Origin of the sequence: Clostridium sp. UBA5119 (assembly GCF_002414285.1) — a bacterium.
Lineage (GTDB): Bacteria > Bacillota > Clostridia > Clostridiales > Clostridiaceae > Clostridium_J > Clostridium_J sulfidigenes.
This window is the reverse complement of record NZ_DHYX01000056.1, coordinates 16427-36710: the sequence shown is the minus strand read 5'-3', so window position 1 is coordinate 36710 and position 20284 is coordinate 16427. Positions and strand designations below refer to the sequence as shown.

General features: G+C 31.0%; 22 protein-coding genes and 1 pseudogene. 19 read left to right on the top strand and 4 right to left on the bottom strand.

The window, feature by feature from the left end:
- Nucleotides 1-13 precede the first annotated feature (13 nt).
- The 19 genes and pseudogenes from B2671_RS09245 (at nucleotide 14) to B2671_RS09155 (ending at nucleotide 15867) form a co-directional block, all read left to right on the top strand.
- Complete coding sequence (locus tag B2671_RS09245) at nucleotides 14-1147, top strand: 1-propanol dehydrogenase PduQ (protein WP_346870156.1); 1134 nt, start codon at nucleotides 14-16, stop codon at nucleotides 1145-1147.
- A gap of 245 nt (nucleotides 1148-1392) precedes the next feature.
- Nucleotides 1393-1740, top strand: coding sequence for a BMC domain-containing protein (locus tag B2671_RS09240; protein WP_346870155.1), 348 nt, complete (start codon nucleotides 1393-1395; stop codon nucleotides 1738-1740).
- A gap of 8 nt (nucleotides 1741-1748) precedes the next feature.
- Nucleotides 1749-2180: a EutP/PduV family microcompartment system protein gene (locus tag B2671_RS09235; RefSeq protein WP_035130567.1), complete on the top strand. Its 432-nt coding sequence runs from the start codon at nucleotides 1749-1751 to the stop codon at nucleotides 2178-2180.
- Between the two features lie 21 nt (nucleotides 2181-2201).
- Nucleotides 2202-2774 carry an ANTAR domain-containing response regulator gene (locus B2671_RS09230; protein ID WP_346870154.1) on the top strand — a complete coding sequence of 191 codons (573 nt, stop codon included), beginning with the start codon at nucleotides 2202-2204 and terminating at the stop codon, nucleotides 2772-2774.
- The gene (locus tag B2671_RS09225; RefSeq protein ID WP_346870153.1) at nucleotides 2767-4191 is read left to right on the top strand and encodes a sensor histidine kinase; all 1425 of its coding nucleotides are present in this window, start codon (nucleotides 2767-2769) and stop codon (nucleotides 4189-4191) included. Before B2671_RS09230 ends, B2671_RS09225 begins: the two co-directional genes overlap by 8 nt.
- A gap of 129 nt (nucleotides 4192-4320) precedes the next feature.
- Nucleotides 4321-5754, top strand: a complete 1434-nt coding sequence (gene eutA, locus B2671_RS09220) for an ethanolamine ammonia-lyase reactivating factor EutA (protein ID WP_346870152.1) — start codon at nucleotides 4321-4323, stop codon at nucleotides 5752-5754.
- Between the two features lie 17 nt (nucleotides 5755-5771).
- On the top strand, nucleotides 5772-7136 hold the full coding sequence (locus B2671_RS09215) for an ethanolamine ammonia-lyase subunit EutB (RefSeq protein ID WP_346870151.1): 1365 nt from the start codon (nucleotides 5772-5774) through the stop codon (nucleotides 7134-7136).
- Nucleotides 7137-7148: 12 nt separating this feature from the next.
- Nucleotides 7149-8008: pseudogene (gene eutC / locus B2671_RS09210) on the top strand (ethanolamine ammonia-lyase subunit EutC).
- Nucleotides 8009-8025: 17 nt separating this feature from the next.
- Nucleotides 8026-8679 (top strand): ethanolamine utilization microcompartment protein EutL, encoded by a 654-nt coding sequence (gene eutL, locus B2671_RS09205; protein ID WP_035130583.1) that lies wholly within the window; start codon nucleotides 8026-8028, stop codon nucleotides 8677-8679.
- Nucleotides 8680-8694: 15 nt separating this feature from the next.
- On the top strand, nucleotides 8695-9375 hold the full coding sequence (locus B2671_RS09200) for a BMC domain-containing protein (protein WP_346870150.1): 681 nt from the start codon (nucleotides 8695-8697) through the stop codon (nucleotides 9373-9375).
- Nucleotides 9375-10853 carry an acetaldehyde dehydrogenase (acetylating) gene (locus B2671_RS09195; RefSeq protein ID WP_346870149.1) on the top strand — a complete coding sequence of 493 codons (1479 nt, stop codon included), beginning with the start codon at nucleotides 9375-9377 and terminating at the stop codon, nucleotides 10851-10853. The genes B2671_RS09200 and B2671_RS09195 overlap by 1 nt, the downstream gene beginning before the upstream one ends.
- A gap of 48 nt (nucleotides 10854-10901) precedes the next feature.
- Nucleotides 10902-11192 carry an ethanolamine utilization microcompartment protein EutM gene (eutM, locus tag B2671_RS09190; RefSeq protein WP_150846126.1) on the top strand — a complete coding sequence of 97 codons (291 nt, stop codon included), beginning with the start codon at nucleotides 10902-10904 and terminating at the stop codon, nucleotides 11190-11192.
- A 72-nt stretch (nucleotides 11193-11264) separates the two neighbouring features.
- Nucleotides 11265-12044: a cobalamin adenosyltransferase gene (locus B2671_RS09185; RefSeq protein WP_346870148.1), complete on the top strand. Its 780-nt coding sequence runs from the start codon at nucleotides 11265-11267 to the stop codon at nucleotides 12042-12044.
- A 16-nt stretch (nucleotides 12045-12060) separates the two neighbouring features.
- Nucleotides 12061-12687, top strand: a complete 627-nt coding sequence (eutD, locus tag B2671_RS09180) for an ethanolamine utilization phosphate acetyltransferase EutD (RefSeq protein WP_346870147.1) — start codon at nucleotides 12061-12063, stop codon at nucleotides 12685-12687.
- Nucleotides 12688-12709: 22 nt separating this feature from the next.
- Nucleotides 12710-13396: a TIGR02536 family ethanolamine utilization protein gene (locus B2671_RS09175; protein WP_346870146.1), complete on the top strand. Its 687-nt coding sequence runs from the start codon at nucleotides 12710-12712 to the stop codon at nucleotides 13394-13396.
- Nucleotides 13397-13407: 11 nt separating this feature from the next.
- The gene (locus B2671_RS09170) at nucleotides 13408-13680 is read left to right on the top strand and encodes a EutN/CcmL family microcompartment protein (RefSeq protein WP_346870145.1); all 273 of its coding nucleotides are present in this window, start codon (nucleotides 13408-13410) and stop codon (nucleotides 13678-13680) included.
- Entirely contained in the window at nucleotides 13673-14218 is a 546-nt protein-coding gene (locus B2671_RS09165; RefSeq protein WP_346870144.1) for a BMC domain-containing protein, read from the top strand. Before B2671_RS09170 ends, B2671_RS09165 begins: the two co-directional genes overlap by 8 nt.
- Before the next feature lie 81 nt (nucleotides 14219-14299).
- Complete coding sequence (eutH, locus tag B2671_RS09160; RefSeq protein ID WP_346870143.1) at nucleotides 14300-15394, top strand: ethanolamine utilization protein EutH; 1095 nt, start codon at nucleotides 14300-14302, stop codon at nucleotides 15392-15394.
- Between the two features lie 2 nt (nucleotides 15395-15396).
- The gene (locus tag B2671_RS09155) at nucleotides 15397-15867 is read left to right on the top strand and encodes a cupin domain-containing protein (protein WP_035130623.1); all 471 of its coding nucleotides are present in this window, start codon (nucleotides 15397-15399) and stop codon (nucleotides 15865-15867) included.
- 147 nt (nucleotides 15868-16014) lie between these two features.
- Here B2671_RS09155 and B2671_RS09150 read toward each other — a convergent pair whose 3' ends face one another.
- The 4 genes from B2671_RS09150 to B2671_RS09135 form a co-directional block, all read right to left on the bottom strand.
- Nucleotides 16015-17061, bottom strand: a complete 1047-nt coding sequence (locus B2671_RS09150) for a lysylphosphatidylglycerol synthase transmembrane domain-containing protein (RefSeq protein ID WP_346870142.1) — start codon at nucleotides 17059-17061, stop codon at nucleotides 16015-16017.
- Between the two features lie 2 nt (nucleotides 17062-17063).
- Nucleotides 17064-17768 (bottom strand): polysaccharide deacetylase family protein, encoded by a 705-nt coding sequence (locus B2671_RS09145; RefSeq protein WP_346870141.1) that lies wholly within the window; start codon nucleotides 17766-17768, stop codon nucleotides 17064-17066.
- Complete coding sequence (locus B2671_RS09140; RefSeq protein ID WP_346870140.1) at nucleotides 17768-18862, bottom strand: MGDG synthase family glycosyltransferase; 1095 nt, start codon at nucleotides 18860-18862, stop codon at nucleotides 17768-17770. The genes B2671_RS09145 and B2671_RS09140 overlap by 1 nt, the downstream gene beginning before the upstream one ends.
- Before the next feature lie 237 nt (nucleotides 18863-19099).
- Nucleotides 19100-19960 carry a DMT family transporter gene (locus tag B2671_RS09135; RefSeq protein WP_346870139.1) on the bottom strand — a complete coding sequence of 287 codons (861 nt, stop codon included), beginning with the start codon at nucleotides 19958-19960 and terminating at the stop codon, nucleotides 19100-19102.
- Nucleotides 19961-20284: the final 324 nt, after the last annotated feature.

The following is a 20284-nucleotide window of genomic DNA, read 5'->3' as shown; positions in this document are numbered from 1 at the left end:
AAAGGAGTTTAAGATGAACAATTTTAAAATTAAAACTCAGATTTATTTTGGTCAAGGAGCTTTAGAACGGTTAGAGGAAGTAGGAAATAAAAAAGTTTTTGTAGTTACAGATCCTTTCATGGTGAAATCAGGAATGATTAATAACATAACAGAAAAATTAAAAAGTGCTAACATAACTATATTTAGTGATATAGTTCCAGATCCACCTATAGAGCTCATAGTTCAAGGTATAGAAGAGCTTCAGAAAGTTAAGCCAGAAGTGTTGATCGCTCTAGGCGGAGGTTCTTCAATAGATGCAGCTAAAGCAATAATGGATTTTGCGAAGAAAATTACATCTGTTACAGATATGGAATTTATAGCTATCCCAACTACAAGCGGTACAGGTTCAGAGGTTACATCCTTCTCAGTAATAACAGATAAAACTAAGGGAACAAAGTATCCATTAGTTTCAGATGATCTATTACCAGATGTGGCTATATTAGATCCAGAACTAGTAAAAAGTGTACCTGGATCAATTACTGCAGATACAGGTATGGATGTAATAACTCACGCTCTTGAAGCTTATGTATCTACAAATGCTTCTGATTTTTCAGATGCTTTAGCTGAAAAAGCACTTATACTATCCTTTAAATATCTTTTAAGAGCATATAGTAATGGTGAAGATATAGAAGCTAGAGAAAAAATGCATAATGCATCATGTCTTGCAGGAATTGCGTTTAATTCAGCTTCTCTTGGATTAAATCATGGGATAGCCCATGTTCTAGGCGGGAAATTCCATGTACCTCATGGAAGAACTAATGCTTTATTATTACCTTATATAGTTGAATTTAATGCTGACATAATAGGATATGAAAATAATGAGTTTTCTAGAGCTGCTATTAAATATGCTAATATAGCAAAATTATTAGGATTACCTTGTAGTAATGCTAGAGCAGGAGTTAGAAGCCTCGTAAATGAAATTAAAAAATTACAAAAGGAAATGAAGATGCCTACCACTTTAAAAGCTTGTGGTGTATCTATGGAAGAATTAGAAAAGCTTAAAGAAGAAATTGCAAACAGTGCATTATTAGATGCATGTACTGCAACTAACCCTAAAATACCTACTCCTCTTAATGTTATTGAAATTATCGGAAAAATTAAAGAATAACATTAAAAAATGGGTTGACAGTATAAAATTTTGAATATATAATCGAAATATACACAAAGTAGTGTAATGGTTTTAAGCAAAGGGGCTTCTTGAAAATATTATGTTTTCGAGGAGCCTTTATTATTTTTATAAAATTATAGATTTATTTAAGAATAGTTGTTAAAACACAGGTAATACTAAGACTAATAATTTATATGAAAATATTATTTTAGTGTTGTCTCTAAATGCAAAGGTAAGGTGAGTATATGAGTGACGATAAGCAAAGGATTATACAGGAGTTTGTTCCAGGAAAACAAGTAACCCTTGCACATATAATAGCAAATCCTACAGAAGAGCTTTATAAAAAGCTAGGTCTTGTAGCAAGCACTAGAGATGCTATTGGTATTTTAACTATAACTCCAAGTGAAGGTTCTATAATTGCTGCTGATGTAGCTACAAAAGCTGCTGGAGTTAATCTTGGATTTGTAGATAGATTTAGTGGTTCACTTGTTATAACAGGAGATATTAGTTCTGTAGAATCAGCATTGAAGGAAGTTACTTCTGTACTTGAAGGATTATTACAATTTACCTCTACAAAAATTACTAAAACCTAGGAGGTAACATGAAAAAAGTAATATTTATAGGAAAGACTGGAAGTGGAAAAACTACTTTATGTCAAAAGATTCACGATTTAGATTTAGAATATAAGAAGACTCAATCGGTAGAAATTTATGATGAGTCTATAGATACTCCAGGAGAATATCTAGAAAATAGATCTTACTACAAAGCTTTGATAGTAACATCAGCAGATGCAGATGTAATTGCACTAGTATATGATTGTACTTCAGAAGAATCGTACATAGCACCAGGTTTTTGTAGTATGTTTGCTAAAGAATGTATTGGTATAGTGACAAAGATAGACATTGCTCAAAATAAAGATAGAATAAAATATGCTAAGGAAATCTTAAATGAGGCTGGAGTATCTAGAATATTTGAAGTAAATACTTTAGATGGAACTGGCATAGAGGAATTAATTAAATATTTAAGTTCATAATATAGAGGAGAATAATTAAATATGAGTAAAAAAATCATAATAGTCGACGATGAGCCTATTATTAGAATGGATATCAGAGATATCTTAGAAGCAGAGGGTTACAATGTAGTAGCAGAAGCTTCAGATGGGTTTAGTGCTGTAGAACTTTGTAAAGAGCATAAACCTGATTTAGTAATTATGGATATACAGATGCCTATACTTGATGGCATAGGAGCTAGTAAAAGAATTAGACTTGAGCATCTTGCAGGTGGAATACTTTTATTGACAGCCTTTAATGATACTGAATTTATAGAAAAGGCTAAAAGTGTAGGAGCATATGGATATCTGGTAAAACCTTTAGATGAAAAATCATTTATACCAACAGTGGAAATGTGCTTAGCTAAAGTAGAAGAATTTGAAGAGTTAGAAAGTAACCTGGAGAAAGTTACATCAAAGTTAAATGAAAGAAAATTAATAGAAAAAGCAAAAGGTATACTTATGAAAGAATTAAATTCCGATGAAGAAGAAGCTTACAGATACATTAGAAAATTGAGTATGGATAGAAGATGCTCTATGATAGATATTGCAAAAACTTTAATAGTGGCTTATGAATAAGATAAAAGAATTATGTAATATTTATACTAATCTTACTGATGAAGATGTTAATAAAATCATAGAAATTTCTAGTTCCATAGAATTAATAGCTAATTTAGAGGAATGTGATGCTTTTATAGATGTGCCATCAAAAAATCCAGAAGAAGCTATAGTGGTTTCAGAAGGAAGAAAAGAAGAATCTATTTATACTAATTCTGTAGTAGGGAAAAAAGCTTTAAGAATTAATGAACCTGGTGTAATAAGAACTCTAAAAACCGGTGAGGTTTTTAAAGGAGTAAGAGCTTTAACACAAGAAAATAGATTTGTAAGGCAAAAGGTATACCCGATTTATAATAAAGAAAAAATAATAGGAGTAATTATTGTTGAGGATGATATAAGTAATGAGATAAAAGAAGATTTTACTATTCCTAATGATGGCTCTAAAAGCAAAAGACAAAAGACACATCAGCTTATGAACTTGATAAATTCCAATAGATTGATAAATGATAACTTAGAATCTGCCATTTTAGTTTATGATGAAAATGGAATATTAAGAATTAAAAATAGAAAAGCTGATATGATTTACATAGGTAGAGGATATAATGAACTTGAAGGAATGCATTATGATGACTTGTCCTTAGATAATACCCTATTTACTAATATTAATAAAATCTTAGAGATTACAGAAGATAATAAAGTAATAACAAAGGAAATAAAAGTTGGTAATTTTTATTATGGAATAAAAAGAATACTGATTAAGGAAGAAGACTTGAGAGTTATTGAAATAGTTCAAGATATAACAGATATAAAGAATAAAGAAGCTGAAATAATTTCTAAATCTGTTGCTATAAGAGAAATTCATCATAGAGTAAAGAATAACTTACAAACTGTAGCTTCACTTTTACGTATTCAAGGGAGAAGATGTGATAGTGAGGAAGCAAAGGTAAGTCTTCAAGAAAGTGTGAATAGGATTCTAGCTATCGCAGCAACTCATGAACTTTTATCAAAGGATATAAGTGATGAGGTAAAGATTATGAAGGTTATAAATGCTATAGTAGATAATGCTAAAAGATGTTTTTTAAACATTCAAAAGGAAATTAACATAGAAGTATCAGGTGATGATTTTTATATTGATACAGATAGAATTACTGCGATATCTCTTATAATTAATGAATTAATACAAAATTGTTATGATCATGCTTTTAATCATAGAGAATGTGGAACTATAAAAATTATTGTGATTGAGCAGGAAGAGTTTAGAGAAATATCAGTAGCTGACGATGGAGTTGGTTTTGATACTTCCATAGATAAATCTTCTAGCTTAGGAATGTCTATAGTAAAAAACTACATATCTGATAAATTAAAAGGTGATATAGATATATTTTCTAATGATGAGGGAACTAGAATTAAATTTAGATTTCCTATAAAACTTGAATAAAATAGAGCTACATTGAAGTAGTTTGATTTAAGCAAAGAGGCTTAAAGTTAAAAAATTAATTTTCATAGTTATTTGAAAGATTAATTTGTAGCTTTAAGCCTTTTTATATTTGTATTTGGAGGTGATTTAATGAGAGAAGAACTTTTAAGTGTTGGAATTGATATTGGAACTAGTACAACTCAACTTGTATTTTCGAAATTAATCATAGAAAACACTGCTTCAAGTTTTTCAGTACCTAGAATATCAATAGTTGATAAAGAAGTAGTTTATAGAAGTGATGTTTATTTTACGCCACTTAAATCTATGACAGAGATTGATGCTGAGAAAGTTAAAGATATAGTGTCTTTAGAATATAAAAAATCTGGTATCAATAAGGATGAAATACAAACAGGAGCTGTAATTATAACAGGTGAAACTGCTAGAAAAGAAAATGCCAATGAAGTACTTCATACTTTAAGTGGATTTGCAGGAGACTTTGTAGTTGCTACAGCAGGTCCAGATCTTGAAAGCATTATAGCGGCTAAAGGTGCAGGAGCTCACATTTACTCCAGTGAACATTCTACAAGTGTAGTTAATCTAGATATTGGTGGAGGGACTACAAATTTAGCTGTGTTTACTAGAGGAGATTTAAAGGAAACTGGATGCCTAGATATAGGTGGAAGACTTATAAAACTTGATAAAGACACAAATAATATAGTATATATTGCTCCTAAAATACAAAACATTATAAATGAAAATAATTTTGATATAAAAGTTGGATATAAAGCAACTAAAGAAATGTTGATACCAGTTATTGATGAAATGGTAAAGCTTTTAGAGGAAAGCGTAGGAATTAGGACTCAAACATCTATCTTTGAAATGATAGTTACTAATAAGTCTATTGCCTTAAATGAGGAGATTAAGTGTATATCTTTTTCAGGAGGAGTAGCTGACTATATATATAACGAATCTCCTATAGAAGATTACTTTAAGTATGGAGATATAGGAATACTTCTTGGAGAAGCTATTAAAAACTCAGACTTATGTAAAAAATTAAAATTGGTCAGATCAATAGAAACTATAAGAGCAACGGTAGTTGGAGCTGGCTCTCACACTATGGATATTAGTGGAAGTACAATTACATATACCCATGACAATTTCCCTATAAAAAATTTACCAATTTTAAAGCTTAGTTTAGAAGATGAGAATAGAGGTTCTGAAATTTTAGAAAAGGCTATGTCAGAAAAAATTAATTGGTTTAAATATGAAAATGAACTTCAGAGTATTGCAATAGCCCTACATGGAAAGAAGAATCCTTCTTTTGCAGAAATACAAGACATGGCAAAGGGACTAGTAGGTGGGATGAAAGAACTTATTGATAGAAAGCTTCCACTTATTATAATTGTTGAAAATGATATGGCAAAGGTATTAGGTCAGGCTATTTACTCCCTTTTACATCTTGATAAGGATATAGTTTGTATTGATGGTATCAAGGTTGAAAATGGAGATTATATAGATATAGGAAAACCCGTAGCGGAAGGTAAAGTATTACCTGTAGTTATAAAAACATTAGTATTTAATTAACCGAGAGGAGGATTATCATGATTTTAAAAACTAAATTATTCGGAAAAGTATACCAGTTTAATTCAGTAATGGAAGTTATGGCAAAAGCAAACGAAGAGAAATCAGGAGATAACTTAGCAGGAATAGCTGCACAGTCAGCAGAGGAAAGGGTTGCAGCAAAAGTTGTACTTTCTAACCTTACATTGTCTGATTTAAGAAATAATCCTGCAGTACCTTATGAATTAGATGAGGTTACTAGAATAATACAAGATGACGTAAATGAAAAAATATATGCAGAAGTCAAAAATTGGACTGTAGCAGAATTTAGAGAGTGGCTACTAGATGATAATACTACAGGAGCAGATATAAGAAGAGCTTCAAGAGGAATAACATCAGAAATAGTGGCTGCTGTTGCAAAAATAATGTCTAATATGGATTTAGTATACGCAGCTAAGAAAATAAAAGTTACAGCTCATTGTAATACAACTATAGGAGAGCCAGGCACGTTATCTGTTAGATTACAACCAAACCATCCAACAGATGATCCAGATGGAATACTTGCATCTTTAATGGAAGGGTTAAGCTATGGTATTGGAGACGCAGTGCTTGGATTAAACCCAGTTGATGACTCTGTAGAGAGCGTAACAAAAGTCTTAAAGAGATTTAATGAATTTAAAGAAAAATGGGAAATACCAACTCAAACTTGCGTACTTGCACACGTAACTACACAAATGGAAGCAATTAGGAAAGGTGCGCCAGCGGACCTTATATTCCAATCAATTGCTGGTTCTGAAAAAGGAAATGAAGCATTTGGATTTACTGCTGCAACAATAGAAGAAGCAAGACAACTTGCACTTAAAGAAGGAACTGCTACAGGTCCAAATGTAATGTATTTTGAAACTGGTCAAGGTTCAGAACTTTCTTCAGATGCACACCATGGTGCTGACCAAGTAACAATGGAAGCTAGATGTTATGGATTTGCTAAGAGATTCCAACCATTTTTAGTAAATACAGTTGTTGGATTCATAGGACCTGAGTACCTATATGATGCAAAACAAGTTATAAGAGCTGGTCTTGAAGACCACTTCATGGGTAAGCTTTCAGGACTTCCAATGGGATGTGACGCTTGTTACACAAACCACATGAAAGCTGATCAAAATGATATAGAAAACTTAGCAGTATTACTTGCTACAGCAGGATGTACATACTTCATGGGAATTCCTCATGGTGATGACGTAATGCTTAACTATCAAACAACTGGATATCAAGAAACAGCTACATTGAGAGAGTTATTAGGAGTAAAACCTATTAAACCTTTTGAAGAGTGGATGGAAAAAATGGGAATTATAGAAAATGGCAAGTTAACCAGAAGAGCTGGCGACGCTTCAATATTCTTAGGATAAGGGGGACTACTGATGAACGAACAAGAATTAAAATTAATGGTTGAAAAGTTATTAGGAGAAATGGTAGAAAAATNNATAAAATGAGTGCTGTAATAGGTTCAGTAGATAAAAATGGATGTATTCCAGATATTACAGAAATTGACCTAAAAAAACAACTTTTAGTTGAAAACCCTCATGATAGAGAAGGATACCTAAAAATGAAGGAAAGAACTCCTGCAAGAATAGGTATTGGAAGATCAGGTCCAAGATACAAAACAATAACTCAATTAAGAGTTAGAGCTGACCATGCTGCTGCACAAGACTCCGTATTCTCTTATGTATCTGAAGACTTTATAAAAGAAAATAATTTAATACCAGTAAATACAATGTGTGTTGATAAAGATCAATATATAACTCGTCCTGACCTTGGAAGAAAATTTGACGAAGAAACTACTAAGTTTATAAAAGATAAGTTCTCAGGTCAAAAAGTGTTAGTAGTAGTTGGAGATGGACTTTCTTCTGCAGCTATTGAAGCTAACCTAAAAGATTCAGTTCCTTCAATTAAACAAGGATTAAAAATGTATGGAATTGAAATTGGAGATATATTATTCATTAAACATTGTAGAGTTGGAGCTATGGATGCTATTGGTGATGCAACAGGAGCAGAGGTCGTTTGTATGCTAGTAGGTGAAAGACCAGGTCTTGTTACTGCTGAATCAATGAGTGCTTATATAGCTTATAGACCAACAGCTAACATGCCAGAGGCTAACAGAACAGTTATATCAAACATCCATAAAGGTGGTACTACTGCAGTTGAAGCTGGAGCACATATAGCTGAACTTATAAAGACAATGCTTGATAAAAAAGCATCAGGAATAAACTTAAAAATATAATTTAGGGGGAATTTATTGTGATTAATGAAGCATTACGTCCAACCGTATTAAGCGTTAAAATAATTTCAAATGTAAGCCCAGAACTAGTTAAAAAATTAGAATTACAACCTCATCACAAAAGTTTAGGTATCATTACTGCTGATAGTGATGACGTAACTTACACTGCTCTTGATGAAGCTACAAAAGCTGCTGAAGTTGATGTAGTATATGCAAGGTCAATGTATGCAGGTGCTGCAAATGCATCTACAAAACTTGCTGGTGAAGTTATTGGAATAATAGCTGGACCAAGTCCAGCAGAAGTAAGAAGTGGTTTAAATGCTACTATAGACTTCATGGAAAATGGATCACACTTTGTAAGTGCTAATGACGATAACTCTATAGCTTACTATGCACACTGTGTTTCAAGAACTGGAACTTATCTTTCAAAAGTAGCAGGAGTTAAAGAAGGAGAAGCAATAGCTTATCTTGTAGCTCCACCACTTGAAGCTATTTATGGATTAGATGCAGCTCTTAAGGCAGCAGATGTTGAGATGAAAGAATTCTTTGGACCTCCAACTGAAACAAACTATGGCGGTGGATTACTTACAGGTAGTCAATCAGCATGTAAGGCAGCATGTGACGCTTTTGCAGAAGCTGTCAAATCAGTTGCTCAACAACCAGTAAACTTTTAGGCGAAGGTTTAGTAGGTGAGTAAAGCATTAGGTCTAGTAGAAGTAAGAGGATACGTTGCAGCAGTAGAAGCTGCAGATTCTGCTCTAAAGGCTGCAAATGTTACTTTGATTGGACTAGAGAAAATAAAAGGTGGAATAACCACTATTAAAATTATTGGAGATGTAGGAGCGGTAAAGGCTGCAGTTGATGCAGCCAAGGCTTCTGTAGAAAGTTTAGGTACTTTTAGAACTGCTCATGTGATACCAAGAGTAGATTCACAAGTTGAAGATTTATTCTTTGAAAGACATAAAAAATCACAAGAGGTATCTATAGAATCATACAGTGAAAAAAGTGATACAAAAGATAAGGAAAAAATAGAAACTCAAGTTAAGAAAAAAGAAGAGGCTTTAGTCAAGGAAAAAGTGGAAACTTCTGAAGTGGAGATTGTAGAAAAAGTTACAGAAGAAAAATCAGAAGCTAAAGAAGAAACAAAAGAAGAAACAAAAGAAGAAGAGCCTCAAATAAACAATATAGAAGAAATTGTAAAAAATGATTTCAAAGATCATATAGATTTTAACTCTATGAAGGTGGAAGAGTTAAGAAGATTAGTTAGAACTTTAAAAATTCCGAATATGACAAATAAACAAATTAAATTTGCCAAAAAGGATGTGCTTATTAAAACTATACTAGAATATAACAAAGCAGGTGAAAAATAATGGAACTTACAGATAAAGATTTAGCGTCTATACAAGAGGTTAGAAATCTAATTAAAACAGCTAAAGCTGCTCAAGCAAAATTGGCTAAAAAATCTCAAGAAGAGATTGATAGAATAGTTAAGGCTATGGCTGAGGCTGCTGCAGCAAATGCAGAAAAGCTAGCTAAAATGGCAGTTGAAGAAACTGGATTTGGAATATGGCAGGACAAAGTAATTAAAAATATTTTTGGGTCTACATATATCTATGATTATATCAAGGATCTAAAAACTATTGGTATAGTTGCAGAAGATGAAGAGAAAAAAGTTATGGATGTTGCAGTACCTATGGGAGTAATTGCAGGATTAATTCCTTCAACTAATCCAACATCAACAACTATGTATAAAGCTCTTATATCATTAAAATGTGGAAACGCAATAGTATTTTCGCCACATCCAAATGCTAAAAAAAGTATATTAGAAACAGTTAGAATTATTAATGAAGCAGCTGTAAAGGCTGGATGCCCAGAAGGAGTTATTGGATGTATTACAATTCCAACCCTTCAAGCTACAGATGAATTAATGAAAAATAAAGATACAGCTATGATACTTGCAACTGGTGGTTCAGCAATGGTTAGAGCAGCGTACTCTTCAGGTACACCAGCTCTTGGAGTTGGTCCAGGAAATGGTCCAGCATTTATCGATAAGAGTGCTGATATTAAAGTTGCGGTTAAGAGAATAATGGATTCTAAAACTTTTGATAATGGAACAATCTGTGCTTCTGAGCAATCAGTAATTATAGAAGAATCTATTAAAGATAGAGTAGTGGCTGAATTCAAAAATCAAGGAGCATATTTCTTAAGCCCAGAAGAAGCAAAACAACTTGGTAAATTTATAATGAGAGCTAATGGAAGTATGAATCCACAAATAGTTGGTAAGAGTGTAGAAACTATTGCAAAACTTGCTAATTTAACTAACGTACCTTCTTCAGCAAGAGTACTTATTGCTGAAGAAACAGAAGTAGGACACAATGTTCCATATTCGAGAGAAAAACTAGCTCCAATTCTAGGATTCTATGTTGAAAAGAGTGTAGATGATATAGAAGCTAAGTGTAGAGAAATACTTATTAATGAAGGCGCTGGTCACACATTCTCAATGCACTGTGAAGACAAGGAACTAGTTAAAAGATTTGCTCTTAGTATGCCGGTATCAAGAATACCAGTAAACACTCCAAGTACTTTAGGAGGAATAGGTGCTTCTCTAAATATAGTACCTGCTTTAACTTTAGGTTGTGGAGCTATTGGTGGAAGTGCAACATCTGATAATGTAGGACCACTTCACCTTGTAAATATCAAAAAAGTAGCTTATGGAGTTAGAGAAATTGAACATTTTAGAGGTGGAAGTAGCAATTCAGTTAATGGAAATAATAGTTCACTTTCATCTGTAGAAACAGAAGAGCTTGTCAATTTACTTGTTAAGAAAATAATAAGTGAATTAAGATAATAAAATAAAATTCAAAGTATATAGGTTAAATTTAAGGAGGAATTTATAATGGCAAACGCAAATGCATTAGGAATGATTGAAACTAAAGGATTAGTAGCAGCAATAGAAGCTGCAGACGCAATGGTTAAAGCTGCTAACGTACAACTAGTAGGAAAAGAACAAGTTGGTGGTGGTCTTGTAACTGTACTTGTAAGAGGAGATGTTGGAGCTGTTAAAGCTGCTACAGATGCTGGAGCAGCAGCTGCTGAAAGAGTTGGAGAATTAATATCAGTTCACGTAATCCCAAGACCACACTTTGAAGTAGATACTGTTTTACCAAAAACACCAGAAACAGTTTAATTTAGATTTGTGTAGAGATGTATTGCTAAAATAAGCAATACGTCTCTTACATCTAATGAGGGATGTGAAGATATGTCAGTATTAACTGAAAGTGAAGTTAGAAGACAGTTAAAGGGAAAAGACTTTAAGGAACATACGGAATTTAGAGTTTTAAAAGGGCAAATAGTAACACCATCTGCAAAATCATTTTTGTCGGAAAATAATATTAAATTAAAGTATGTGGATTCTTTAGAGGAAGTAGTACATGAAGTAAAAGAAGCAAAAGAAGAAGTACCTGTAAAGTTACAAATGAAAGAAGAAAAAAGTAAATATATAACTGTATTTGGTGCTGAATTAATGGAAAAGCCTGAGCATATGACACATTTACATGGAAACTTATTAGTGTTTAAAGATCATAAGATAATAGCACTGAGAGGTAAGTTAGATTCTCTTGAGTCTAAGATATTAGAAACTCAAGTTATTACTCATAAATTAGGAGTTTCAAAGCTAACAGAAGACCTTGAAGAAATTTTAAAGTTTGTAAGAGGTATCCTTAGATGCGAAGTAGTTAATGAACCAGTAGGAGAATTTAAACTTCTTGGTATGACTCCAGAAGAATTGAGAGAAAAATCTCATTATCCAAAGAAATACTATGGTATTGGTCATGAGCCAGTAAAGTTTTCCATGGGTGAGGCTGTTGTTGCTTTAAATTCCTGTAGAACAACTATAAGAGAAACTGAACTTTTAGCTTATACCGCATTTAAAGGGGAGTATGGTGATGTTCAAAGGCCGGATATAATAAAGGCGTTAAATAGATTATCATCCTTGTTTTGGATAATGATATTTAAATATAGAACTGGAGAATACAGTTAAAGCGGGAGGATGAAATATGAATAATCTTTTAGTAGAAGATGTCATAGATGAAGTAATAAAGAGGGTAAAAAAAGAAGCTTTTATAGAAGTTGAAGCCTCAGGAAAACACGTTCACCTATGTGAAGATCATATAAACATATTATTTGGACGTAATTATCAGTTAAATAAGGTTAAAGACTTATCACAACCAGGTCAATATGCATGTAAAGAAAGAGTTACTATAACAGGACCTAAGGGTTCACTAAAGAATGTTGTTGTTCTTGGACCTGCAAGGAAATCTACGCAAGTAGAAATTTCATTAACTGATGCAACAGTTCTTGGAATTAAGGCTCCTGTTAAAGAGAGCGGCAAAATAGAAGATACTCCTGGAATTACAATTTCTACAGAACGAGCTACTCTTACAATAGATAAAGGAGTAATTGTTGCTAAAAGGCACATACACATAACTCCAGAAGATGCAGAGAAGTTTGGTGTGAAAGATAAAGAAATCATTCAAGCAAAGGTTTATGGTAATAGACCTCTAATATTTGATGATGTTGTCATAAGAGTAAGCCCAGATTTTAGAACATATATGCATATAGACTATGATGAGGCTAATGCTTGTGGATTTACGAAGGGAACTCTTTGTAGAATAGTTAAGTAGGCCTCAAAAGGGAGGTATATAAATGAACTATGATAAACTTGTGGACTTAATAGTAAAAGAAGTTTATAAAAAGTTAGAAGAAACAAATAAAAATACTATAAAACATAAGACAGCTGTAATAGTTGGAGATGTAGATCTGGATCCTATTACTAAATCTAATTTAGATGAACAATATACTGTGACTTCATATAATGAAGAACAACTAGAAGCTGACATAGCTATAGTTTCTACACTATCTATAAAGTCCATGGCAAATATAGCTACGCTAACTGGTATTAATGAAGAAGAAAACTTTATCATTAACATGCTATTAGCAGGTAAGAAGGTATATGTCTTTGAAAATGGTCTAGAGTATAGAAAGTATAAAAATACTGCTCCGAGAGCACTATATAATAAGTACTTAAGCTTTGAAAGAGAGCTTAAAGTGTATGGAATTGATATAGTTGAGTTTATTGAAAAAGTTGAAGATAAAACCACAAGAAAAGAAGAGTATAAAAAAATTGAAGATATTAGTATATTAGAAACTTCAAATTTTATATCAGAAGAGATGAGTTTCGAAATTAGAAATAAGAAACTTATTAGTGAGATGGATCTTAGAAAGCCATTTATGAATGGAATGAAATCTGTGGTAATAGATAAAAAGAGCATAATCACTCCATTGGCTAACGACTTTATAAGAATTCATAATCTGAAAGTTAAAAGAGTTTAGCGGAGGATAATATGGTTATTGGTAGAGTTGTTGGTAAATTATGGGCAACTAGAAAAGATGAAAAGCTAAATGGTCAAAAGTTTTTAATAGTGAGGTTACTAAAAGATGTAGATGTGGAAGAAACAGGCTTTTTCGTAGCGGCGGATAGTGTAGGTGCAGGTACTGGTGATAATGTACTTATAACTAGAGGTGGTTCAGCTAGAGTTTCACTAGGAGAAAGAGATGTACCTGTGGATGCAACTATAATAGGAATAATTGATTCAATAGAGGTGGAAAATGAGTAAAAGTATTGGAGCAATTGATTTTAAAAGTATAGCTAAAGGCATTGAAGTTGCAGATGAAATGGTGAAAAAAGCTGATGTTGATGTACTATATCTTAAAACTATATGTCCTGGAAGGTTTTTGGTTATATTAACAGGAGATGAAGGTGCTATAAGAACAACCCTTGACCACGGGATTATCTCTGGTCAGGGGCATATAATAGATAGCTGTATTATAAATGGTGTCCATAATAATATTATACAAGCTTTGAAAAGCAGGTTTGTAACTAAGGCTAATGGGGCCATAGGAGTAATGGAGACCAATAGTGTAAGTAGTGGTCTTAAAGCTTTAGATATTGCTCTTAAGGGAGCCAATTTAAATTTAGTAAAACTACAAGTGGCATCTGGAATAAGTGGTAAACTTGTTTATATTATTTCTGGTGGGCTTAGTGATGTAGATCATGGAATAAATATAGCTAAAGAAGCTATAGAAGAAAAACGAATTGTTCATGCATCAGTAATACCTTCACCAGATGAACTTATCATTAAGTATTTAACATAAAAGCTTAAACTTTAGTTTACACAGTTAACAGTATAAATAAATTGATTAAATAAAGAATTAACTTATTAAGGAGATGAAACAATGGAAATTAACGACATAATTGTATATATCATGGTTGTATTTATGGCCCTTGGAGCCATAGATAAGTGTTTAGGAAATAAGTTTGGACTTGGAGAAAAGTTCGAAGAAGGTTTCATGGCTATGGGTTCTCTTGCAATTGCAATGATAGGAGTTATCTGTCTTGCACCAGTACTTGCAAATATATTAGAACCAGTAATAGTACCAGTATTTAATTTCTTAGGAGCAGACCCAGGTATGTTCGGAGGTACATTACTTGCGAACGATATGGGAGGAGCTTCACTTTCTCAAGCTCTTGCAGTAGATTCTCAAGCAGGAATGTTTGGTGGATTAATAGTTGGTTCAATGATGGGTGTTACTATAGTATTTACAATTCCAGTTGCCCTTGGAATAATAGAAAAAGAAGATCACAAATTCTTAGCTATGGGAGTATTAGCAGGGGTTATTACAATTCCATTAGGAGCTTTTGTTGGTGGTCTTGTAGCTGGATTCCCAATAATTATGGTGCTAAAAAACTTAATTCCAATAGTAATAATTGCAGCACTTATAGCTTTAGGACTTTGGAAATTTGAAAATGCAATAATTAAAGGATTTACAGTTTTTGGAAAATTTGTAGTTATACTTATAACTTTAGGATTAGCTGCAGCAGTAATTGAAGAATTAACAGGTCTAGTTATAATTCCAGGAATGGCACCAATTTCTGATGGTATTGAAACCGTTGGAGCAATAGCAATAGTTCTTGCTGGAGCATTCCCACTAGTATATGTGATTACGAAAGTATTCCAAAAACCATTAATGGGATTAGGTAAAGTTTTAAAAATGAATGATATAGCAGCAGCTGGTATGGTTGCAACTCTTGCTAATAGTATTCCAATGTTTGGCATGATGAAGGATATGGATAACAGAGGTAAAATAATTAACGTTGCTTTTGCAGTATCTGCAGCCTTTGTATTTGGAGATCACTTAGGATTTACAGCAGGGTTTAATTCAGAAATGATACTACCAATGATAGTAGGTAAATTAGTTGCAGGAATTACAGCAATATTTGTAGCTATATTCATTGCAAACAATGCAACTAAAAATGAGGAGGCTAAATAATGATGGAAAATATAGATAAAAGTTTATTAGAAAAATTAGTTAGACAAATAATTGAAGAAAAACTTACAGGAGCGTCTAATGATTCTGTAGACTTTGTAAGAAATAAAGATGCAAGCGGCATTATCTCTGTTAAACTACCAACAGTTAGAGTAGATGAGTCAAATAGACTTGATACTGGAAATAGCAGTGATATAGTATATACAAAAGATTTATTCACTCTTGAAGAAAGTAAGAGATTAGGTTGTGGAATAATGGAGATGAAAGAAACAACCTTCGATTGGACTTTAAATTATGATGAAATAGATTATGTTATAGAAGGACATCTAGACATAGTAATAGACGGAAGACTTGTATCAGCAGATGCTGGAGAATTAATTTTAATACCAAAAGGAAGCACAATTAAATTCTCAGTTCCAAACTATGCTAGATTCATATATGTAACATATCCAGCAGATTGGGCAACTCAAAACTAATAAATTAATTAACATACCAATACAGACTATATCTAAATTTTATTTAGATGTAGTCTGTATTTTTAGTTTAAATATAAACTAATAGAATATTAAATATTCTATTACTGTAATTTCTAACAGAGCTTATTACTAATATAGATGACTATGTTAAATTTTATGTTTACCATTAGCTTTAATATGAATAATTATTGTTATTATGCTACTCAATAATAGAAATGCATAAAAGCTAATTACACGGCTTAATAACATTGCAGAAAGCAATAATTCTTTTGAAAAGAATATTTTAAATAATATCATAAAACTACTTTCAGTGGCACCTACTGCACCAGGCAAAGGCAAAGAAGATACTGCTATAGTTAATAAGGCTTGTATAGAAAGTACATCTATAATGGTATAAGTATTTAATCCAAAAGATTTATATATGTAATATGGAACTAAATACATAGCTGTGATTTGTGAAACTGTAACTATTAAAACCTTAACAATTAGTAAAGGATTATTTTTAATATAATTAGCACCATTAGTGTATTCATCAAGGTGAACATTAATTTTAGATAGAGTATACTCTGTATTTTTTATAATCTTAAATTTTGATAAGAGTTCAACAATAAATTTGATAAACTTACCAACTAAATTTTTAGAAAATATAGCTGCAAATATAAAACCTATTATAAATACATTTATTATAACTCCGTAAATTAACAGCCATTTAATGCCACGTACATTATTTATTATAAAAGTATATTTAAAAAGATACATAAGTAGTCCATATAAAAGCATTACTGATTGATAGACTATGGCAATTATTAATAAAGTTAAAGAAGAATAGGATATATTTATATTATCCTTTTTCATATAGTATACTTGTGCTGGCTGACCACCTGATGATGAAGGAGTAATAGAACTAAAGTAAAATCCAATAAAGGAATAACCAATACATTTTTTAAAAGGTACTTTTTTATTTAAATTTTTAAGTATAATATAAATAACATAAGCTTCAAAAATTATAAATAGACACATCATAGAAAATGCTATGAATAAGTAAATAGGATTAATTGTGTTTATTACAGAGATTAGTGAAGTTATCGAAGTATCTTTAAAAAGTAAGTAAAAAGTAATAGCAATGAGTAAGAACATAAAAATTAAACTTCCATAGTAGTTGTTAAACTTGTTTTTTTTAATAGATTTTTGCACAATTATTGTCCTAACCTTTCTGGTGTTATAAATTTATAACCTACTAACTTTAACTTAGGTAAAACTGTAGATAATGCTTCAATGGTTTTAAGAGGAGCATCGAATGCACCCCCTGAATTCTCTCCTGAATCATGTAGACATATAATAGAATTTCTATCAGTACGTAGTATTAACTTTGAAGATATAGAATCTACTGTAGCGTATTTACTCCAATCTTCTGCCATAACATCCCATAAAATCATTTTTAAATTATACTTTTTAACAAAAAAGTTTGTAAAGATATTACTATGTCCCCAAGGAGGTCTATAATAGTTGATTTGATAATTGAAGTTTTTCATGATTTCTATACTATTCTTAAAATCTTTTTTCGTATATTTATAGCTATAAAAGAGAGCATTTTTATGCGCTAAAGAATGTAGTGCTATAGTGTGCCCTTCTTTATGCATACGATAGATTATTTCAGGATTATTCTTAGCGTTCTCTGCAACAACAAAGAAAGTAGCTTTAATTTGATTTTCTTTAAGCACATCTAAAAGATTATTAGTATATCTTTCATCAGGGCCATCATCAAAGGTTAGCATTATTTCATTATCTTTATTAGTAAGTTTAATAATATTTGAATTTATATATTTATTGTATAAAGTTGGTATAATTGAGTGAATTAGAAAAATAATTATAATAATAGCTGTTAAAGTAGTAAAGTACATTAAGCACACGCTCCATCCATATTAGGTTCTAAAGTAAGCAATACTTTTTCAATTGATGTACAATCAAATTGTTTTTTAAAATTTTTTATATTATTAGAAAGATTATCTAGTATTGCATCATCAAAAATAATTTTTTTTATTTTATCAAAACATTTATCAGGACTTGTCTCAAGGACCTTTCCAATACCATTATTTAATATAAAGTTAGTATTATTAATTTCTTGTTGAAGAAAAGGTTTAAAGGCAATTAAAGGTGTTTCTGAGAAAATACTTTCAAATAAAGTTATTCCACCAGGTTTAGAAAGTATCAAATCTGCTTTTTGCATATATTTATAAACCTCATCAGTATATCCAAGTACATTAATATTTTCATATTTTCCATAAAGCATATTAAAGATTTCAGTATTATTTCCTGTAATAACTGTAGTCTTTACATTTTCTAAAGAATTAAGCTGGTTATAAAATTCCATAGACTTGGGTAATAGCCCTAATCCACCGCCCATAATAAGGAGCTGTTTTTCATTAGAAGAACTATTAGTTATAGATTTTTTAAATTCTTCTTTTACAGGTATTCCATTAATAAATATTTTGTTTTCAGGAATACCTTTTAAAATTAAGTCCTTTTTTAAAGAGTTACTTCCAACTAAATAACAATTAGTATTATCATTAAGCCACTCTGAATGGCTACTAATATCCGTTATGCAAGTTATAAGCGGAAGAGCTGGATTATATTTCATCTTATATCTTGATATTAGTTGAGAGCAAAAGGGTAGAGTAGAAATAATAATATTAGGTTCTATATCTTTAATTAGGTTATCAAGCTTAGGAAGAAAGTATTTTAAAAATATAGGATTCATATTATACTTTCTATTCTCCGTAATTTTATAAACTTGATTATAAAATACACTACCTTTATTCACCATAACATTAAAAGCCTTATAAATTGCATTAGAATAAGTTGGTAATGCATAATCGAAAACATCCTTTATAACTACTGATGCATTAGGGTGATTAGACTGAATTTGTTCACATAAAGATTTAGATACTGAATAATGGCCCATACCAAATTTTCCTGTAAGAATTAATATTTTCATATTTTAAAACCCCCCATTAATTCTACATAATTTTTACTATGGTTTTATTTTACATGGTAAATCTTAAGAAATACCTTTAATAAATCTTAAGATTTATTAAAGATTTGGAGGGAATTATTAAGCTAAACATAAATTTAAAATAAATTACTATATGAAATAGAGAAAGAAAGACCTTAGATATATAATAAAAAGGATTGTCTCAAAAGAATTAACTTTGAGACAACCCTTTTAAAAATATTATTTAAGGTTATCTAGTTTTTTATTGTACATAAACATGTAAAGCGAAGCAGAAAATATAACTATGTATCCTAAAATACTTATGATATCAGGGGATTGGTTAAATATTACCATGCTTATAATAGCTGAAAAGATTATATTAGAGTAATCAAAAATTGATATTTCTTTTGCAGGTGCATACTTATAGGCTAGAGTAATTCCAAATTGTCCTATAGTTGCAAAGATACCGGCTAATATTAAGTAGGTAAATTGAATCAAAGTCATAGGTGTATAAGAAAATATCATAAATGGGAAAATTGTTACTACAGAAAAGCAAGAAAAATAAAACACCACAGTATAATGCTTTTCACGGTTTCCAATGGTTCGAAGGCAGGTATAGGCAGAGCCAGCAAATATGGCAGATGAAAGTCCTATGAGATAAGGAATTACATTTACACTAAAAGCAGGCTTTATAATAAGTAGTGATCCAAGGAAACCAACAGCAATGATAGTAATATGCCTTAGCTGTAATCTTTCTTTTAAAAAGATAGCAGAGAAAAGTATTACAAAGAAAGGACTTAGCTTATTAAGCATATTAGCATCTGAAAGAATAAGATGGTCTATAGCATAAAAGTTTAATATTACTCCTAATGTGCCTAAAGTGGATCTCATAATAAGAAGCTTTTGGTTTTCTTTTTTGCCAAAGAAACTTTCTTTGTGATATATAATCATACCAAGAGCTATGACAAAAGAAACTATGTTTCTAAAAAAAGCCTTTTGCATAGAGGGTAAATCTCCAGATAGCTTTACAAAGGCAGACATTATTGCAAAGCCAAAGGCAGATAAAATAATTAATATTATTCCTTTAATTCTATTACTCATAGTACGTCTCCAATCTCAAGTTAATTTTTATAAACTATTTTAAAATACAGTTTATGTATTATAGTAAAGTTATAAATGTAATTCAAATGATATTACTTATCAATTATAATTATCCACTATTTTATAAATTTTTCAAGGGAATAAGGATATTTACGAATGTTATGTAAATTTAATTTATATTTATAGTTAATAACCTAAAGTTATATATGTATTATTTAATATGGAGTCCATAAAGATTGTTGAATAAGTTATGCTAGTAGTATATAATTTAAGTTAAATGAATAATAGTTTAAGGTACATTAAGTTTAATAGGGAAAGTGGTTA

Bases quoted from the DNA above. Each gene is read 5' to 3' on its own strand.
- B2671_RS09155 (WP_035130623.1), top strand. From the start codon at position 15,397: ATGGAAAATATAGATAAAAGTTTATTAGAAAAATTAGTTAGACAAATA.
- B2671_RS09240 (WP_346870155.1), top strand. From the start codon at position 1,393: ATGAGTGACGATAAGCAAAGGATTATACAGGAGTTTGTTCCAGGAAAA.
- B2671_RS09225 (WP_346870153.1), top strand. From the start codon at position 2,767: ATGAATAAGATAAAAGAATTATGTAATATTTATACTAATCTTACTGAT.
- eutA (WP_346870152.1), top strand. From the start codon at position 4,321: ATGAGAGAAGAACTTTTAAGTGTTGGAATTGATATTGGAACTAGTACA.
- B2671_RS09185 (WP_346870148.1), top strand. From the start codon at position 11,265: ATGTCAGTATTAACTGAAAGTGAAGTTAGAAGACAGTTAAAGGGAAAA.
- B2671_RS09230 (WP_346870154.1), top strand. From the start codon at position 2,202: ATGAGTAAAAAAATCATAATAGTCGACGATGAGCCTATTATTAGAATG.
- B2671_RS09175 (WP_346870146.1), top strand. From the start codon at position 12,710: ATGAACTATGATAAACTTGTGGACTTAATAGTAAAAGAAGTTTATAAA.
- B2671_RS09170 (WP_346870145.1), top strand. From the start codon at position 13,408: ATGGTTATTGGTAGAGTTGTTGGTAAATTATGGGCAACTAGAAAAGAT.
- B2671_RS09135 (WP_346870139.1), bottom strand. From the start codon at position 19,960: ATGAGTAATAGAATTAAAGGAATAATATTAATTATTTTATCTGCCTTT.
- B2671_RS09245 (WP_346870156.1), top strand. From the start codon at position 14: ATGAACAATTTTAAAATTAAAACTCAGATTTATTTTGGTCAAGGAGCT.
- B2671_RS09215 (WP_346870151.1), top strand. From the start codon at position 5,772: ATGATTTTAAAAACTAAATTATTCGGAAAAGTATACCAGTTTAATTCA.
- eutH (WP_346870143.1), top strand. From the start codon at position 14,300: ATGGAAATTAACGACATAATTGTATATATCATGGTTGTATTTATGGCC.
- eutD (WP_346870147.1), top strand. From the start codon at position 12,061: ATGAATAATCTTTTAGTAGAAGATGTCATAGATGAAGTAATAAAGAGG.
- B2671_RS09145 (WP_346870141.1), bottom strand. From the start codon at position 17,768: ATGTACTTTACTACTTTAACAGCTATTATTATAATTATTTTTCTAATT.
- B2671_RS09165 (WP_346870144.1), top strand. From the start codon at position 13,673: ATGAGTAAAAGTATTGGAGCAATTGATTTTAAAAGTATAGCTAAAGGC.
- B2671_RS09140 (WP_346870140.1), bottom strand. From the start codon at position 18,862: ATGAAAATATTAATTCTTACAGGAAAATTTGGTATGGGCCATTATTCA.
- B2671_RS09195 (WP_346870149.1), top strand. From the start codon at position 9,375: ATGGAACTTACAGATAAAGATTTAGCGTCTATACAAGAGGTTAGAAAT.
- eutM (WP_150846126.1), top strand. From the start codon at position 10,902: ATGGCAAACGCAAATGCATTAGGAATGATTGAAACTAAAGGATTAGTA.
- B2671_RS09235 (WP_035130567.1), top strand. From the start codon at position 1,749: ATGAAAAAAGTAATATTTATAGGAAAGACTGGAAGTGGAAAAACTACT.